This window comes from Novosphingobium sp. TCA1, from assembly GCF_009811895.1.
Lineage (GTDB): Bacteria > Pseudomonadota > Alphaproteobacteria > Sphingomonadales > Sphingomonadaceae > Novosphingobium > Novosphingobium panipatense_A.
Map to the genome: position 1 here is coordinate 59204 of NZ_BLJH01000010.1, position 18188 is coordinate 77391.

Sequence of the window (18188 nt, forward strand, 5' to 3'; positions counted from 1 at the left end):
CCGTCACTCCTTCGGCGCGGCCAGGGTGGGGTACTTGATGCCCAACTGGTCGAGGTAGCTCGGGTACTTCGCCGGATTGTAGTAGTACTTCTCCATCAGCGGGCGATAGAGCTGCATGTTGCGCTCGTTGAGCCAGATCGCCGGGACATCGGCATCGGTCAGGACCGGCGCGTAAGTGTCGGTCTTGAGCTGGACGTCGGTGTAATAGGCCTTGGCATCGGCGATGATCTTCGGCGTCGTCATCAGGTCCAGCACGGTCATGGCCACGGCCTTGGCCCCCGCTTCCACGCCCTTGTGCGCGATCGGCGTGGCCATGGCGAAAGCCGACGTGGCGTTGTGGCCGATCATGTTGGGGATGTTGGAGGGGAAGCGGATGGTAATCGTCGGCACCGCCCACATGACGTCGCCGATATCGTCCGAGCCGCCGCCCATGGAGGGCTTGCGGTTCTCCGGGGTCGAAAGCTCGGAAACCTCGCTCTTGAGCGGTTCCACCTTTCGCTCGTTCAGCGTCTGCGCGGCCTTGGCGAAGGCCTGGTCGGCGGCGCTCCACTGCGGCATGCCGACGGCCTTGATATTGACGTAAGCCGCCTCGGCCAGCGGCTTGTTGCCGAAGTTGGGCGCGGCATAGCCCAGCGTCTTCTGCGTCACGGTGGTGCCGGTGGCGAGCGCGGCGGCTTTGGCGATGTCGTTGCCGGTCTCGTAAAGCTTGCGGATGTCCGCGAATGTGCGCTCGCGGAAGAAATACCAGACCGAGGCCTTGTCCGGCACCACGTTCGGCTGCCCGCCGCCATTGGTGATGATCATGTGCGATCGCTGGGTGAGCGGCAGATGTTCGCGGCGGAAGTTCCAGGCGACGTCCATGATCTCCACCGCATCGAGCGCGCTGCGTCCGTCCCAGGGCATGCCTGCCGAGTGCGCGGTCTTGCCCTTGAAGCTGTACTCCACCGAGACCATGCCGTTCATGCCCAGCTCGCCATAGGCGGTGCCGAAGTCCGAACTGACATGGGTGAAGATCGAGGCATCGACGTCCTTGAACATGCCCGCCCGCACGTAATAGGCCTTGGTCGCCAGCAGTTCCTCGGCAACCCCCGGCCAGAGCATGAGCCGTCCCTCGATGCCGTGCTTTTCCATCACCTTCTTGGTGGCGATGGCGGCGGCGACCATCAGCGGCATGCCGGAATTGTGCCCTTCTCCGTGGCCCGGCGCGCCGTCCACCATGGGTTTCACATAAGGCAGGCCCGGCACTTGCGACACGCCCAGCACGTCGTCGATATCGCTGCCCAGCGCGATCTTCGGCCCGCCCTTGCCCCAGGTGGCGGTGAAGGCGGTGGGAATGCCGGCAACGCCCTTGGTCACGGTGAAGCCGTTTTTCTGGAGAATGCCGGTCAGGTATTCGCTGGTCCTCACTTCCTGGAAGCCGGGCTCCGCGAAGCTGAAGATCTGGTCCACCATGACCTGGATCTGCTTGCGCTGCGCCTCCACTTCGGCGGCGACTTCCTTCTTCAGTTCCGGCGAAGCCTCCGCATGGGCGGCAGTGACCGCGAGAGGCTGGACGAGCGCGGCACCGGCAAGGGCGGCGGTCATAATGGTGCGGGTAAACAGGCGCATTTTCTCTTCTCCTCTCGCGACCTTAGAATTCCACTTTGGCCGACACGCGGAAGGTGCGGCCGATCACGTCGTAACGGCTGCGGTTGGTCTGGGCATAGGCAGGCACGTTGTTGCCGTCGGGACCGTTGCCGACAAGCACCGGATCCTTGTCGAGCAGGTTGTTGACGATGAAAGTCAGGTGGCCGGTCCCGTTCAGGGCCGGGAACTTGAAGTCCACCGAACCGTCGAAGTAGAGCGCGCCGTCGATGTTGTTGTCATTGATCGTGCGGTTCTGCGCGGTGCTGGCAGGGCAGTTGCCGTTACACTCGATCCACTCGTTGCTGTAGACGCCGTCGGTGAAACCGCGACCGACGAGGTTGAAGGTCACGTCGTCCAGCTCGTAGAAGGCGCTGACGCGGTAGACCCAGTCGGGCGAGGCGTAAGTGCCGCTGGAAAGCACCCCGGCATAGTCGATCGGGAAGCTGATGCCGTCGTCGATCACGTTCTCGATATAGTGCGTCGCCTGGCCGTGGATGCGGAACTGGCCCGGCCCGATCGGGAAGGCATAGCTCGCCTCGAAGTCGAGCCCGCTGGTCTTCTGGGTGGAGAAGTTGATCGGGGTGAGGTCGATCGTGCTGAGCGCCCCGTTCACGAACTTGATGTTGGGGCAATAGGCGGCAACGCCCTGGTCGTAGCAGAGATCGACCGTCTGCTGCGCGGTGATGGAGCCGATCGCGTCCTTGATCTTGATCTGGTAGTAATCGACCGAGGCACTGAAGCCGGGCAGGAACGAAGGCGTGAAGACGCCGCCCAGGGTCCAGCTATTGGCCTTTTCGGGCATGAGGTCCGGGTTGCCGAAGGCGTTCTGCACGAACTGCTGCGATCCGGTGACCGGCGCATTGGCGCCTGCCGGGATGATGACGGTATTGGTGCGCGCCGTGCCTGCTGCGAAGAGTTCCTCCAGGTTGGGTGCGCGGATGTCGTGGCTGATATTGCCGCGCAGGCGGAAGTCGTCGACGACCTGCCAGTTGGCGCCGACCTTCCAGGTGCCCACCCAGCCCGATGTCGAGTAATGCGTGCCGCGCGCGGCGGCATTGACGTTCACGCCGTCCACGATCGGGATATCGAGTTCGAGGAAGCCCTCGTAGACGTCATACTTGCCCCGGTTGACGCGGTAGTTGCCGTAGAGCCAGCCCGAATTGTACATCGGATCGACCGAACCGTTGATCTGCTCCCGCCGCCATTCCACGCCGGTCGCCATCGACAGCGGCCCCGCCGGAAGGTCGAACAGTTCGCCGCTGATCGTCGCGGCGGCAACGTCCTGCTTGATGGTCTGGCGGCGCAGCGGCTGATTGCCGTCGTTGAAGATGTAGTTCAGCGCTTCCTGGGAAGGGCCGTCGGTGCCGAGCCGGTCGATAGGCACGCAGCCGTTGCCGGGATTGCTCAGGGTGGAGCGGCAGACGATGCTGCCGTCGGCCGCGAAGACCGCGTCCTGCGCCAGCGCCATGCGCGCGTTGATCCAGGAATTGGTCAGCGCCTCGCGGGTCTTGGTCACGCCCTTCTGATAGTAGGCGTCCCAGGCCATCGAATTGCCGAACAGGCCCAGATTGCCCTTGGCCCCGCCGACGAAGCGATAGACCTCGCGCTTGTTGTCGCTGCCGGGGATCGGAAAACCGGCGTTGGAAGTGCCGATTGTGATCGAGGACAGGCCCTGCGCCGCCATCTGCGCGGCGACGGTGGGATACTGGCTGAGCAGGTAGGCGTTGTCCGCGGCGATGGTCACGCCGGTGCTGGGCGTCTGCTGATAGGAACTCGCGCTGATCGAGCGGTTGTAGGAAAACTGCCCGAAGATCTCGACGCTGGGGGTGATCTCGAACGAGGCGCGCTGGAACACGCTCAGCCGTTCGTCGAGCGGAACCAGCGTATTGGTGCCGACATGGCCCGCCAATGTCGTCTGCCAGTCGCCCCCGATCATCCACGGGCTGGACACTGTGCCGTAGTTGAGCTGCGCGGTCTGGCCCGCGCCCAGGAAGTAGGTGCCGCGCAGCGGGCCGCTGCTGACCAGACCACCTGCGGTATAGCCCGAAGGCCCGACCCCGCCCAGCACCAGGCGCTGCGGCTCGCCGTTGGTGCCGTTATAGGCCGGGTTGTTGATCATGAAGTAACCGCTGTCGTTCCAGTCGCGGTCGATCCCTTCCTCGCGGTCCTGATGGAACCACGAGACGTTGGTGAGCAAGTGCAGCCGGTCGTCCAGCAGCGAAAAGCCCGCCGTGCCCGAAAGGCGGTAGTTGAAACCGTCACCGTACGTCGAAAGCCCGGTATCGGCGGAGAACTTGAAGCCCTTGTAGCCGGTGTCGAGGATGAAGTTGACGACACCGCCCACCGCGTCCGAACCATAGGCCGCCGAGGCGCCGCCGGTGATCACTTCGACCCGCTTCACAAGGTCCTGCGGGATCGTGTTGATGTCCACCGTGCCGCCGACCGAGGAGGCGACGGAGCGCTGGCCGTCCACCAGCACCAGGGTGCGCCCTACGCCCAGGCCGCGCAGACCGATCGAGTTGATGCCTGCCGCGGCGTTCGAAAGGCCGCCGGACTGGGTGCCCGAAGTGCCGCTGCCCGCGATGGCGGGAAGCTGGTTCACGAAGTCCGAAATGTTCGCGGGCGCCTGCGCGGCGATATCCGCCTCGCCCAGCACCGCCACCGGCGTGGGCGCGCTGTAGCCGTCGCGAACGATGCGCGATCCGGTAACGACCACTTCGGTCATGGGTGCTTCGCTCTCGACGGCTTCCGGCACCGCTTCCTGGGCCATGGCAGGCGCCGCGATCAGGAGGGGTACGGCCGCCGTTGCCAGGAGCAGCGCGCGCTTCCCGGGCTGGCGGTGCGGCGGGGGCGGCGTCTGGGTCGACCTCATGTGCATGGGTAATCCTCCGGGATCTGAACCTTATTTTTCACCAACAGGTGTCCCGTCCCGCGAGGATGAGAAAGGCAGTCCCAGGCGTGCCGGACGAAGCGCCGCGATGCGCGGTGCCGTCCGTTGTCATGCAACCCGTTTTCCCCTGACCACGCGTTTCCGGTGGTCCCATCCATCCCGGCTGCACCTTTGTGGCGCTTCGCCGGGACGGGTCGATCTTAGCGAGAAGGGCCTGTGCAATCCCACGAAACATTGCTCGATTGCAGCACGTTTTTGACAGATTCCATCAATGAGGACGGCAAACGCGACGGATATTTACACGCGCCCTGCAAAACGCGTTCGTTCCGGGCGAGCGGAAACCGGGTGATTCGTGAAATGCAGTGCAGCAATCGCCATGGTTTGGTGGAAGCCGACCCGCAAATGCAGCTCTCTTATGGAATTTCACGCGATTTCCGATTTTCGAGCAGGATTTCAAACCCGACACCCTCCTCAGACCCGATAAGAACGGGGAACCGGCGCGGGCATTTCTGTTAGGGTCACCTCGATGCTGCGGCGCAACAAGCACGCGGCGCCGGAACGAAGCCGGAAGAACGCCGGCCGGGTCATGAGGGAAGCAATCATGTCTATCGTCACCTCGTTGAAGCACGTCCTGTTCACAGCGACGGCCAGCCTTGCCGTCCTGCCCGCCGTGCAGGCCATGGCCGCGCCCAACCCGGTGAAGAGTTCACCCGACGGTGCCCTGCTTCCAGTCTCGGTGGACGGCGACAAGGGCAAGGTCCTGCTCACCCTTCCCGCTGCCGACTCCGAGGGCATTTCCGGCCGCTACCTGTTCACCCAGGCGATCAAGACCGGGCTGGGCTCCGCCGATATCCGCATCGATCGCGGCATGCAGGGCGAAACCCGCGTGCTGGCCTTCAGGCGCATGGGCGCCAAAGTGGCCGTGCTCTTCGAAAACCCGCGCTATACGGCCAGCGGCGACGCCGCCGTGCTCCAGGGCGCCCGCGCCAGCTTTCCCTTCAGCACCGTCGCCATGCTCGATATCGTGGAAAACGCTTCAGGAGCGGGTGCCACCGTGGACCTGACGCCCCTTCTCACCAGCGACGCCATGGACCTTGCCGGCGCCCTCGGTGCCGCCGCGAAAGGCTTTCGCATTTCCGACAAGCTGAGCGCGGTCGATACCGCCGCGGTCAAGGTCTTCCCCCGCAATATCGAGTTCGAGGCCGTGCAGACCTTCGTGTCCGACACGCCGGGCCGCGAAGTGGAGACGATCGCGCCGGACCCGCGCATGGTCAGCTTCACCGTTCATTCCTCGCTGGTGGCCCTGCCCGAGCCGGGCTTCGTGCCGCGCCGCTTCGACATCCGCTCCGGCGCCCACGCCACCCAGGTCTACGATTTCGGCACCCCGCTCGGCTCACCCGTGCTGACCGAATACGCCAACCATTTCCGCCTCGAAAAGACCGACCCCACAGCTGCGCGCTCGCCGGTGAAGAAGCCCATCGTCTTCTATATCGACAGCGCCGCACCGGAGCCGATCCGCACCGCGCTGGCCGAAGGCGTGCAGTGGTGGGCCGATGCCTTCGACGCCGCCGGCTTCATCGGTGCGTTCCGGGCCGAGATCCTTCCCGCAGGCGTCGATCCGCAGGACGTGCGCTATAACGTGGTCAACTGGGCGGACCGCCAGAACCGCAGCTGGTCCTACGGCGGCGGCGTGATCGATCCGCGCACCGGAGAGATCGTCAAGGGCAACGTCGTGCTCGGCGCCTTGCGCGTCCGGCAGGACATCTCGATCTTCGAAGCCCTGGTGGGAACCGCCGGGGACGATACCGGCACCGCCAACGATCCGGTCCGCGTCTCGCTCGCCCGCATCCGCCAGCTCGGCGCGCATGAAGTGGGCCATGCCATCGGCTTCGTCCACAACTTCTCGGCCAGTCTTCAGGACCGCGCCTCGGTGATGGACTATCCGGGGCCGAAAGTCGCCATCGCGAATGGGAAGCTGGACCTCGGCGACGCCTATGCCGCCGGCATCGGCGCCTGGGACAAGTTCACCGTGGACTGGCTCTACGGCCAGCCCGCGCCCGGCGTCGATCCCGATAAGGCGGCCGCCGACAAGGCCGTCGCCGCCCATGCCGCCGGTTTCATCTTCGGCACCGATATCGACGGCCGCGCAGCGGACCTCGCCGTTCCCGGCGTCAACATGTGGACCGAAGGGCAGGACAAGCCCGAGGACCTTGCCCATACCATGCAGGTCCGCCGCATCGCGCTCGATACTTTCGGCCCGCACGTGCTGCATTCGGGCGAGCCGCTGTCCAACTTGCGCCGCAAGTTCGTGCCGATCTGGCTGTTCCACCGCTATTCGGTGGACGCCACCGGCAAGATCGTGGGCGGCGTGCGCTACGACTATGCCGTGGCGGGCGACGGGCGCCCCGCGCCAAGCCCCGTACCTGCCGCCGAGCAGCTCGCCGCAATCGATGCCCTGGTGGGAACCCTCTCCGAACGGGAACTGACGGTCCCCGCCGCGCTCTCGATGATGCTGTCCAGCGGCACCAGCGCCCGGCCCGATGCCGAGGCGCAGCGCGAATTCCTGCGCAGCGCGGGATCGGCGGTGTTCGATCCGCTGGTAGCGGCCGAAGTGGCGGCGCAAGTCACGCTGGACAGCCTGCTGGCCCCCGCGCGCTTGGCCCGGCTTCAGATCCAGCACGGCTACGACAGCGCCCAGCCCGGCGTCGAAACCCTGCTTGCCAAACTTCAGCCGGTGATCGCCGCGCATGACAGCGCCGCCGGGCGCCGCATCGCCCACCGCACGATCCTCTCGATCGCCGCCTCCGCCCACGACGCCGAAACCCCGGCAGACGTCGCCGCCGAACTCGACGGCTATCTCATCGCGCTTTCCCGCACATATGCGAAAGCCGGAGGCGAATCGTCCCGCGCCCTGTGGGAACGCGCCGTCGCCGCGACCTTGACCGACCCGAAGCGCCTTCAGGCGGAGATCGACAAGTCCGGCAGGCCCCGTCCGGCAGTCCCTGCAGGCATGCCGATCGGCGGAGAGACCGGCTGGTTCGACGAAACGATGGAATAAAACAACAAAAACGTTCGCATCCGGTTTGAATTCAGAAAGATCGCGGTCATACTCCTTCACATAAACAACAGGGGACGCGAACTGCCATGGATATCCGAACCGGCCAGATGACTGCGCATCATCTCCATGGGAGCCGCCCCGCCTTGCATCAACTGGACGAGACCGATTTTCGCCTCATGCGCGCCCTGGTCAGCGACGGGCGCGCTTCCGACGTATGGCTGGGGGAGAAAGTCCATCTCTCCAGCACCGCCGTGGCGCGCAGGCGCAAGATCCTGGAGGAATCCGGGCACATCACCAATTACTCCGCCAATCTCAACGCCGCCGCGCTGGGCTTCGGCACATTGGTGGTGGTGTCGATCGAACTCGTGTCCCAGGCCGAGAACGTGCTTCAGGATTTCGAGACTGCCGTTCTACAGAGCCCGTCGATGCGTTTCTGCGCATTCATCTCGGGCGATACCGACTTCCTCATGATCCTCAACGTGCATTCACTGGAGGATTACGACATGATCTACCGCAAGGAACTGTCGGTCCTCCCCCACGTATCGCGCATCCGCAGCAGCTTCGTATTGCGCGAAGTGGCCAACCGGCAAATCGCGCCGGTGATCCTCGGGGGACTGCGGTGACGGACTAGGGCGTAAACTCATAAATGACACCATCGAGGTTTGAGGCAAAATGGCTCAGCGCAAGAAGGCAGGGCGAAGGAATATGTCGATATTTCAAGTCCTGCCGACGCAGCGCTGGGCCATTTTGGTCAAATCCCGCAGGGACGCCCGAATGGCTTCCATCTAGAACCGAAGCGACCTTGGACGGGCAACCAGCCCGCCCCGCGGCCACTTCGGCCCGAGCTGTTCGCCATTCGGGCGCCTCGATGGTGTCATTTATGAGTTTACGCCCTAGACCCGTCCCTCACTTCTTCGCCGGAAGCGCTTCGTCCGCATAGATTGCAGTCTGCGGCGCGCTACCGGCAGCAACCTGCCCCCGGTACATGCCCGGGGAATTGAGCGCGAAGGCGGGCATGCCTTCCGGACCCATCGCGATCAGGCCGCCGTCTCCGCCGATGGCGCCGACCGAATCGATCGTCTCCTGCGCGGCGGCGGCAAGGGGCCGGTGCAGGTAGGCCACCCGGTCGCAGACTTGCCGCGCTGCGCTTTCGCGGATGAAGTATTCGCCCGAGCCGGTCGCGGAAACCGCGCACTGCCCGTTCCGGGCGTAAGTACCTGCGCCGATCACCGGCGAATCGCCGATGCGGCCCCAGCGCTTGCCGGTCATGCCGCCGGTCGATGTGGCGGCGGCCAGATTGCCCGAGGCATCCAGCGCCACCGCGCCGACCGTGCCATAGCGATGGGTGGGATCGAGCCGCGCCTGGTGATTCTTGCGCCATTCCAGCAATTGCTGCCAGCGCTTCTCCGTGCGGAACCATGAGGGATCGACCTGTTCCAGCCCCTGCTCTCGCGAGAAGCGATCCGCACCTTCCCCTGCGAGCATGACATGCGGGCTATGATCCATCACCGCGCGCGCGGCATCCACCGGGTGACGGGTGCGGGTGATCCCGGCAACCGCGCCCGCCTTGAGGGTCCGGCCGTCCATGATCGCCGCATCGAGTTCGTTGCGCCCCTCGGCCGTGAAAACGGCGCCGCGCCCCGCATTGAACAGCGGATTGTCCTCCAGCACATGGATGGCCGCGGTAGCGGCATCGAGCGAGGTCCCGCCCTTGTCGAGCACCCCGGCGCCTGCGCGCAGGGCCTCGTCCAGACCCTCGCGATAAGCCTTTTCCTGTTCGAGGCTGAGCGAACCCCGCTCGATCACGCCCGCGCCGCCGTGGATCGCCAGCGACCATTTCGGCGCGTCTGCCGACGCCGCCCCCAGGCCTGCGCTCGCCAGGGCAAGAGTGATGAGACCTGCAAGATACCTGCCGCGCATTCGAATTCTCCCAGACGCCGATCGGTGCCGCCACGCCTTCGCGGCAGGAGACGTCCGAATGCAAGACCCGATGCGCGTCGGGAGCACAAAAAAAAGGCCGGTCCGAAGACCAGCCTTTGAAAAGTTTTTGGGAGAGGATGCCTGAAAGGCCCGTCCTATGTGGTCGAGAATCGGGATTTGCGCAAATGAGGAAAAGAAATGCGGTGTTGCATAACGTGCAACCATTCACGGGTTTCCGTCATTTGGCGGGTTCATTCTCCGCGCATTTACGGAATGTGATTGCGCTTTGCTCAACCTTGGAAAGCGCCTGATCCCCGCCTGGACGCCTGCCGCGATGCGGGCTGATACCACACTAAACCAAGCATTTTTCGATAAACCATACAGGCTACGGTTACTGGACGCGGCATGACGCACTGTCAGCCCCCTGCCCGACAATGGATTTCAGCCGCCGCGTGAAGCTCAACTCAACCGGCGGGCCTGAATCGCCGCTTTCGTGCGTTCAGAAATGGGCGAGATAGCCGCCGTCCACGCCGATGACCTGCCCCGTCACATAACTTGCTGCATCCGAGGCCAGGAATAGCACCGGCCCGACGATCTCTTCCGGTCGCCCCCAGCGTCCCAGCGAGGTTCGGCGGGCAAGGTGCTCCGCCACGGCCGGATCCGCGACCATCGCCGCATTGGCCTCGGTCGCGAAGTAGCCGGGCGCCACGGCGTTGACGGTGATTCCGCGCGGGCCGAGTTCTGCCGCCAGCGCGCGCGTCATCGCGTCGAGCCCGCCCTTGGCCATGGTATAGGCGGCATCGCCGGAGCGGGCGATCTGCCCGGCGATCGACGTGACGTTCACGATCCGCCCGCCCGCCGCCATGCCGGGCGCGAGCTGGCGCGCAAGGTCGAAGGGCGCGACAAGGTTGATCTCCAGCATCGTCCGCACCGCCTCGCGGTCGAGCAGGTCCATGCTCCGGCGGTTGCGAAGTCCGGCATTGTTCACCAGGACATCGATCCGTCCCAGCGCCTGCAGCACTTTCCCCGCCGCCGCTTCGTCGGCCAGATCGAAGACCGCCACTTGCGCCGCGCCGCCTTCGGCCAGGATATCGCGCCGCACCGCCTCCAGTGCGTCTGCCCGCCTGCCGTGAAGCACCACGCTCGCCCCCGCCCGCGCCAGCCCGAGGGCGATTTCCCGGCCGAATCCGCCGCCCGCGCCGGTGACGAGGGCTGTGCGGTCAGCGAGAAATTTCGCGGTAGGAGCGGTCGGCGCGGGAGGAGGAAGAGTCATGCCATCCCGTTACAATCCCTGCCCTTTCGCGGCCAGCCCCGACTTCAAGGAGCCCGCCGCCTTGACCATGTATTAGCCTATCTTCATGTTTTAATGGCACTTTTTACAGTACCACCGCTTACCCCGAAATCCCTGCCATTGGCCGCAATAGAAAACCTTGCGCTTGACGATGCTTTCTCAACCAAATAGCTAGACAAGCACACCGCACGGGATCGGATGACCAGGCCGCCCATGCAGATCCAAGGTTCCCTGGTCCGCGGCATTTGATCGGGAAGCAGCTTGCTCCGCGTTACCAACCGCTAAAGCGCGCGATGCTCAGGCGACAGCGCCAGGCATCGTGTTCCCCTCACGCCAACGATGAGGTGATACGATGCAGACCATGACCCCGCGCGCCTGACGCGCCTCCACGGCTGAACAGCAGGATTTTCGAATAGCCGACCGACCAACGGCGGCTTCGAAGAGACCTGCGCCCATACGCCATGCGCCGGAACATACTGTTTCCGGCAAGGCCGTGACGCGCCTCGTTCCGGCGTCATCCGGGCCTGCCCGACAGGCCCCGGTCGCTGCCGTGCGCCCTTCAAAATCCAAAGAAATCAGACGCCCGGAACGAAACCCCCGGCACGAAACCGGCGCGCAGTTGCAACAGGGATAGACTTGAATGTTTCGCAGTTTCACCACCGCCAGTCCGCTCGCACTGGCCGTTTCCTTGGCCGTAACCGCACCGGCACTCGCCGCCGAGGAGAACGCAGCGCCCAATAGCGCCGCTATCGATAGCGCCATCGCCGATAGCGGCAGCGGAGAGGCCATCGTCGTCACCGCCTCGCGCCGCCGCGACGAGAACGTGCAGGACGTGCCGGTCGCCATCAGCGTGATCAGCGCCGCCACCCTGGAACGGCGCGGCGACTATACGCTGGGCTCGATCCAGCAGCAGGTCCCCAGCCTTCAGGTGATCACCTACAACCCGCGCAACACCAACATCAACATTCGCGGCCTGGGCTCGAACATCTCGCTCACCAACGATGGGCTGGAAAACGGCGTCGGCTTCTACATCGACAACGTCTACTACGGCCGCGTCGGCCTTGCCCAGTTCGACCTTGTCGATCTGCAGGGCATCGAAGTGCTGCGCGGCCCGCAGGGCACGCTGTTCGGCAAGAACACCACTTCGGGCGTGATCAACGTCACCTCGCGCAAGCCCAGCTTCGACCCTGAGCTTTCGGCCGAGGCCAGCATCGGCAACTACGGCTTCTACCAGGTTCGCGCCTCGGGTTCGGCCGGGATATTCAAGGACCTGCTGGCCGTGCGCCTGTCCGGCGCGATCAGCGAGAACGACGGGTTCCTCTGGAACAAGACCACCAATACCCGCGCGCAGGACTACCTGAACAAGTCCATCCGCGGACAGCTTCTCTTCACGCCCGACCCGGACTTCGAGGTCCGCATCATCGGCGACTACGCCAAGCAGAAGCAAAATCACGTCCTCAACGTCTTCGCCGGCCTGCATACGACCTATGCGGACGGCACGACCATCGCCAACAACTGGGCCCAACGCGCCGCGCGCTTCCCCGGCTATACCCTCCCCAGCTTCAACGCCTTCGACCGCGTGGGCGAAGCGGACAGCCACTACCAGTCGGAAATGGCCGGATACGGCGTATCGGGCGAGGTCAACTGGAACCTCGGCGGGCCGACGCTGACCTCGATCACCGCCTATCGCTGGTGGGACTGGAACCCCGCCAACGACGGCGACAGCACCTCGCTGCCGATCGTCACCAAGGCACAGCAGGCCAACCGCCAGCGCCAGTTCAGCCAGGAACTCCGCCTGGCCTCGAAGAGCGGCGGCAGCTTCGACTATGTGATCGGCGCCTATTACTTCTGGCAGATCGTGCGCGGCTACGGCGCTTCGCGTTACGGCCCGGCGGCGGCCTTGTGGAACCTGCCGAATGCCAACCAGACGATCGCCAATGCCGCACTGGACGGGTTCGAATCCAACTCCACCTCGACGCCCGAGACCAAGACATTCGCCGTCTTCGGCCAGACCGACTGGCACATCACCGATGCCCTGACCCTCACCACCGGGCTGCGCTTCACCCATGAGAAGAAGTCCGGCGCCTTCTCGCAATACTGGGTGGACGGTGCGGACATCTCCGGCTTCACCGCCGCGCAGCAGACGGCGATCAACGCCATCCGCACCCAGTTCAACCCGGTCACCAGCTATGCAACCAGCTTCACCGACGACAGCCTTTCCGGGCTGGTGACGCTGAACTGGAAGGTCGCCCCGGACGTCAACGTCTACGGGTCCTATTCGCGCGGCAACAAGTCGGGCGGGCTCAACCTTTCCGTCCTGCCCGCCGGGATCGATCCCGACGTGAAGCCGGAAAAGGTCGACGCCTTCGAACTGGGCGTGAAATCCCAGTTCCTCGATCGCCGCGCCACTTTCAACGCGGCCGGATTCTGGACCGAGATCAGCGACTACCAGACCACCATCACCGATCTTCCGGCAGGCGCCGTGGTCGGCCGCCAGTACATCTCGAACATCCCCAAGGTCCGCTCGCGCGGGATCGAGGGCGAATTCAACATCGCCCCGACCGACAGCCTCGCCTTCAATGCCTCGGCGACTTACACGGACGCCACTTACGTCACTTACAGGAATGCCCCGCAGGCCTTCGAATACCAGAACCTGGGCGCGATCCAGGATCTCTCGGGCGCGCGGCTGCCCGGCGTGCCCAAGTGGGCCTGGACCATCGGCGCGGACTTCAACACCGTGCTGGGCGAACTCGGCGGCAAGGAAGTGGGTATCTACGCCCATGCCGACTACGCCTACCGCACGAACTTCAACACATCGGCCTCGAACTCGGCCTGGGCGCAGATCCCCGGCTTCGGCATCGCCAACGGCCGCATCGGGCTGAGGACCGAGGACGGCCTCTGGGACTTCTCGATCTGGGCCAAGAACCTGTTCGACAAGGACTACTTCGTCAGCCTCAGCGCCGCGAACACCGGCGCGGTCACTGCCCAGGTGGGCGAACCGCGCACCTTCGGCGCGACCTTGCGCACCAAGCTCTGACAACCACCGCTCCCAACCAGGAGGCGCCTGCCATGGCATACCAGACTTTCCCGAGGCGGCATTCGAGACCGGAACACCGGGCACGACCGGAACAGCTCGGCGGCTGGCGCCTCCTGCGCTTCACCGCCATGTCGGTGCCGATCTACGCCGCCGCCCAGCCGATCATGGCCTTCGTGCCCGCGATCCTCTCGCGCCACTACGCCATTCCGCTGGCCGGGCTGGGACTGGTCTACCTGATCGGCCAGGTCGTCAACTCGTTGCTCGACCCGGTGATCGGCTCGCTCAGCGACCGCACCGTCAGCCGCTTCGGTCGTCGGCGCCCCTGGATCGCGGGCGGCGGGGTGCTGTTCATCATCGGCAGCGCCATGCTGTTCTTCCCGCCCCAGGGCGCCACCCTCGCCTGGGTCGGGATCGGCGTGATCTGCTACTATACCGGCGCCTCGATCACCCAGACCACGCTGATGGCCTGGTCCGGCGAGATCAGCGGCGATTACGACCAGCGCACGCGGATCGCCTCGCAGTTCACCCTGCTCTCTTCCGGGGCGCTGGTGCTGACGCTGCTGCTGCCCGCGCTGGCCGACCAGCTACGCCCGGACGACGGCCCGCTGCGCCTTACCCTGTTCGGCACGCTGGTGCTGGTCACCGCGGTTCCCGGCCTGCTGCTCACCCTGACCGCCGTTCCCGACTCCAGCGCCCCCACCGGCGCCGAGCCTTTCGCACTCGGCCGGACGCTGAAGGCGGTCTTCGGCAACCCCTTGCTGCTGCGCGTGCTCGCTGCGGACGCCGCCGTCACTGCCGGTCAGGGCGTGCGCACGGCACTGCTGCTGTTCATCGTCACCATCTATTTCCAGCGCCCCGAATGGGCGGCCGGGTTCTTCCTGCTCCAGTATTCGTTCGGCGTGCTGGCCGGGCCGATCTGGCGCCGCATCGGCCTGCACCTCGGCAAGAGCCGCGCCGCCGTGGCTGCGGAGCTGACACAGGCCGCCATCAACTTCGGCCTCGTCTTCCTCACCCCCGACCGTTTCGGCTTGATGATGGCCCTCGCCGTCGCCCAGGGCCTGTCGCAAGGATCGGGCAACCTCATGCTGCGCTCGATGGTGGCCGACGTCGCCGATCTCCACCGCGCCGAAACCGGCGAGGACCGCGTGGGGCTGTTCTACTCGGTGTTCAGCGTCTCGATGAAGCTCGGCGGCGCTTTGGCTTTCGGGATCGCCCTGCCGCTGGTGACGGCCTTCGGTTTCGACCCCAAGGCGGCCACGAACACGCCCGAGGCGCTGAACGCCCTGCTGCTGGTCTTCGCGCTCGGCCCGGCCCTTGCCCACACGCTGGCCGCCGCACTCGTCGCCGGGTTTCCGCTCGACGCGGGCCGCCACGCCGAGATCCGCCGCCAGCTCAAGGCGCGCGACGAGGTCCACGCCGCAGCTCTGGTGCCTGCCGAGTGACCGGGGCCGAATAATCCATCCCATTCAAGAAGAAGGAGTGAATGCCATGACTTCGATTGCCACTTACGCCAATGCCAAGGATCCCGCCTCCCCGCTCGACGTGGCGCCGATCACCGGCACCATCGGCGCCGAGATCCGGGGCGTCACGCTCTCCGGCGAACTCGGTGCCGATACCGTGCAGGCCATCAAGGACGCGCTCGTCCGCCACAAGGTGGTGTTCTTCCGCGGCCAGCACGAACTGACCGACCAGCGCCACGAGGAGTTCGCCTCGCTGTTCGGCGATCCGGTGGCGCATCCCACGGTGCCGGTAGCCGAAGGCTCGCGCTACCTGCTCGAACTCGACAGCAAGGAAGGCTATGCCGCTTCCAGCTGGCATACCGACGTGACGTTCACCGATGCCTATCCGGCAGGGTCGATCCTGCGCGCGATCACCATTCCCGAAGCGGGCGGAGACACCGTCTGGGCCAATACCGAAACGGCCTACGAAGGGCTGCCGGAGAGCCTGCGCCAGCTCGTCAACGGCCTCTGGGCGGTCCATTCCAACGACTATGACTATGCGCAAGTCCTCGGCAATGCGCCCAGGAACGACGATGCCACGAAGGAGCGCACGCTCTACCACAAGAACATCTTCGCCTCGACCGTCTACGAGACCGAGCACCCGCTGGTGCGCGTCCACCCGGTCTCGGGCCAGCGCGGGCTGCTGCTGGGCCATTTCGTCAAGCGCATCGTCGGGCTGAACCAGACGGATTCGGCACGCATCTTCTCGATCCTTCAGGAACACATCACCCGTCCCGAAAACGTCGTGCGCTGGCGCTGGCAGCCGGGTGACGTGGCGTTCTGGGACAACCAGGCCACCCAGCACCGCGCCGTCGCCGATTTCGGCCTCCAGCGCCGCACCCTGCGCCGCGCGACGATCGCGGGATCGGTGCCGGTAGCGATCGACGGCCGCCAGAGCCGCACCACCCGCAAGGAAAAAGCCACCCGTTACGAACCGGCCTGATCCCTCACACCCTGCACGGGCCGTTCACTTCCCGCGCCGCGCTCCCCAGCATCGACAGACGGGGCGCGGTGCGGGCTTTTTCTACCAAGGACCTCTTGATGAAATCCAAGCCTCTTGCCTTCGCCGCCGCCCTCGGCGCGGCCCTTCTCGCTTCCACCGCCGCGCCCGTCGCCGCGAAGGCGCCGGTTCCGGCCGGCACGGCCGCGCAGGCCCGCCCCAATTTCCTCGTCATCATCGCCGACGATCTCGGCTTCTCGGATCTGGGCGCCTTCGGCAGCGAGATCGCCACGCCCAATCTCGACAAGCTGGCACTGGACGGCCTGCGCCTGACCGGCTTCCACACCGCGCCCACCTGTTCGCCGACGCGCTCCATGCTGCTGTCCGGCACCGACAACCACCGCGCGGGCCTTGGCAGCATGGCGGAACTGACCGCGCCCAACCAGAAGGGCAAGCCCGGCTATGAAGGCTATCTCAGCCGCGACGTCGCCAGCCTGGCCGAACGCCTCCAGGCTGGCGGCTATCGCACGCTGCTCTCCGGCAAGTGGCACCTGGGCCTGACGCCGGACCTCGACCCCCATGCGCGCGGCTTCCAGCACAGCTTCGCCCTGCTCCAGGGCGGCGCGAACCACTATGGCCGCGACCAGTCGGCAGAGCCCGGCGCAAAGCCCGGCGGGGGCGCGACCTATACGCGCGACGGGCAGGTGCTGCCCGCGCTCGACAAGGATTTCTATTCCTCCGACACTTATGCCACCAACCTGATTTCGGAACTCCGGCAGAGCCGCCAGGAAGGCGCGGGCAAGCCGTTCTTCGCCTATCTGGCCTTCACCGCCCCGCACTGGCCGCTTCAGGCGCCCGAGGAAGACGTGGCCCGGCAGGGCGGCAAGTACGATGCCGGTTTCGACGAGATCCGCCGCCGCCGCCTCGCCCGGCAGGAGCAGCTCGGCGTGCTGGCCAAGGGCACGGCCGCCCACAGCGTGCGCGCGCCGCGCGGCGGCTGGGATTCGCTCTCGGCCTCGGACAAGCGCGAGGCCGCGCGCGACATGGAGATCTATGCCGCCATGGTCGAGCGCATGGACCGCAACGTCGGCCGCGTGATCGAGGCGCTGCGCGCCAGCGGCGAACTGGACAATACCGTGATCGTGTTCCTGGCCGACAACGGCGCCGAAGGGCTCGACTACCGGACCACGGGCGCGAAGATGCTCGGCAGCCGGGTGGCAGAGGCCGACAACAGCTTCGCCAATCGCGGCAAATCCAATTCCTACATCACTTACGGCACCGAATGGGCACAGGCGGGCACGGCACCGTCCTGGCTGACCAAGGCCTATGCCTCGGAAGGCGGAACCCGCACCGTTGCCTTCGTGAGCGGGAGGGGTCTCGCCCATCCCGGCGGGGTCGGCAATGCCTATGTCAGCGTGGCCGACATTGCGCCCACCCTGCTCGACTATGCCGGTGTGCCGAGCGGCGGCACCACGTTCCAGGGGCGCACCGTCCTGCCGATCACCGGCAAGAGCGCCCGCCCCTGGCTGGAAGGCAAGGCCGCCTTCGTCCATGCCGCCGACGAACCGCTCGGCACCGAACTGTTCGGCAGCCGCGCACTGCGCAAGGGCGACTGGAAGATCACCGACATCGGCGACGGCCAGTGGCGCCTCTTCGATATCGCCCGCGACCCCGGGGAGACCCAGGACCTTTCGGCACGCAGCCCCGAAAAGCTGCGCGAACTCGCGGCCGACTGGGATGCCTATGCCAAGGCCAACGGGGTGATCCTGCCCACCGACGTACCTTACCGGCCGTAAAAAGGGACACGCGCCGGTCCCCGGCCCTTCGCACTCCAGGCGAAGGGCCGGGGCATCTCGAAATCTCAGGATTATAAATCGCAGGATTTTCAAGGGCCGGTGCCGACGAAAGAGGCTCCGCCCCATACCCC

Annotated in this window: 10 protein-coding genes; 6 read left to right on the forward strand and 4 right to left on the reverse strand. The window is 65.6% G+C overall.

The genetic code is table 11. The features are described from left to right. Positions 1 to 3 precede the first annotated feature (3 nt). Both NTCA1_RS13340 and NTCA1_RS13345 read right to left on the reverse strand, forming a co-directional pair. A complete protein-coding gene (locus tag NTCA1_RS13340) occupies positions 4 to 1584 on the reverse strand; it encodes an amidohydrolase (protein ID WP_374705189.1) in 1581 nt (526 codons plus the stop codon). A gap of 46 nt (positions 1585 to 1630) precedes the next feature. Next, positions 1631 to 4498: a TonB-dependent siderophore receptor gene (locus tag NTCA1_RS13345; protein ID WP_159830880.1), complete on the reverse strand. Its 2868-nt coding sequence runs from the start codon at positions 4496 to 4498 to the stop codon at positions 1631 to 1633. Between the two features lie 619 nt (positions 4499 to 5117). On the opposite strand from NTCA1_RS13345, the gene NTCA1_RS13350 reads away from it, so the two are divergent. Beyond that, the gene (locus NTCA1_RS13350) at positions 5118 to 7574 is read left to right on the forward strand and encodes a zinc-dependent metalloprotease (RefSeq protein WP_133084655.1); all 2457 of its coding nucleotides are present in this window, start codon (positions 5118 to 5120) and stop codon (positions 7572 to 7574) included. A gap of 86 nt (positions 7575 to 7660) precedes the next feature. Further along, complete coding sequence (locus NTCA1_RS13355; RefSeq protein ID WP_201282486.1) at positions 7661 to 8197, forward strand: Lrp/AsnC family transcriptional regulator; 537 nt, start codon at positions 7661 to 7663, stop codon at positions 8195 to 8197. A gap of 283 nt (positions 8198 to 8480) precedes the next feature. Here NTCA1_RS13355 and NTCA1_RS13360 read toward each other — a convergent pair whose 3' ends face one another. Both NTCA1_RS13360 and NTCA1_RS13365 read right to left on the reverse strand, forming a co-directional pair. After that, positions 8481 to 9494 (reverse strand): isoaspartyl peptidase/L-asparaginase family protein, encoded by a 1014-nt coding sequence (locus NTCA1_RS13360; protein WP_159830881.1) that lies wholly within the window; start codon positions 9492 to 9494, stop codon positions 8481 to 8483. Between the two features lie 499 nt (positions 9495 to 9993). Further along, positions 9994 to 10767 carry an SDR family oxidoreductase gene (locus tag NTCA1_RS13365; protein WP_133084657.1) on the reverse strand — a complete coding sequence of 258 codons (774 nt, stop codon included), beginning with the start codon at positions 10765 to 10767 and terminating at the stop codon, positions 9994 to 9996. Positions 10768 to 11425: 658 nt separating this feature from the next. Between NTCA1_RS13365 and NTCA1_RS13370 the strand changes: the two genes are divergently transcribed. The 4 genes from NTCA1_RS13370 to NTCA1_RS13385 all read left to right on the forward strand — a co-directional run bounded on the left by NTCA1_RS13370 (position 11426) and on the right by NTCA1_RS13385 (position 18057). Next, on the forward strand, positions 11426 to 13822 hold the full coding sequence (locus NTCA1_RS13370; RefSeq protein ID WP_133084658.1) for a TonB-dependent receptor: 2397 nt from the start codon (positions 11426 to 11428) through the stop codon (positions 13820 to 13822). Positions 13823 to 13854: 32 nt separating this feature from the next. Further along, positions 13855 to 15264 carry an MFS transporter gene (locus NTCA1_RS13375; RefSeq protein WP_133084659.1) on the forward strand — a complete coding sequence of 470 codons (1410 nt, stop codon included), beginning with the start codon at positions 13855 to 13857 and terminating at the stop codon, positions 15262 to 15264. Between the two features lie 46 nt (positions 15265 to 15310). Continuing rightward, a complete protein-coding gene (locus tag NTCA1_RS13380) occupies positions 15311 to 16264 on the forward strand; it encodes a TauD/TfdA family dioxygenase (RefSeq protein WP_133084660.1) in 954 nt (317 codons plus the stop codon). A 98-nt stretch (positions 16265 to 16362) separates the two neighbouring features. Further along, a complete protein-coding gene (locus NTCA1_RS13385) occupies positions 16363 to 18057 on the forward strand; it encodes an arylsulfatase (RefSeq protein WP_133084661.1) in 1695 nt (564 codons plus the stop codon). Positions 18058 to 18188 lie beyond the last annotated feature (131 nt).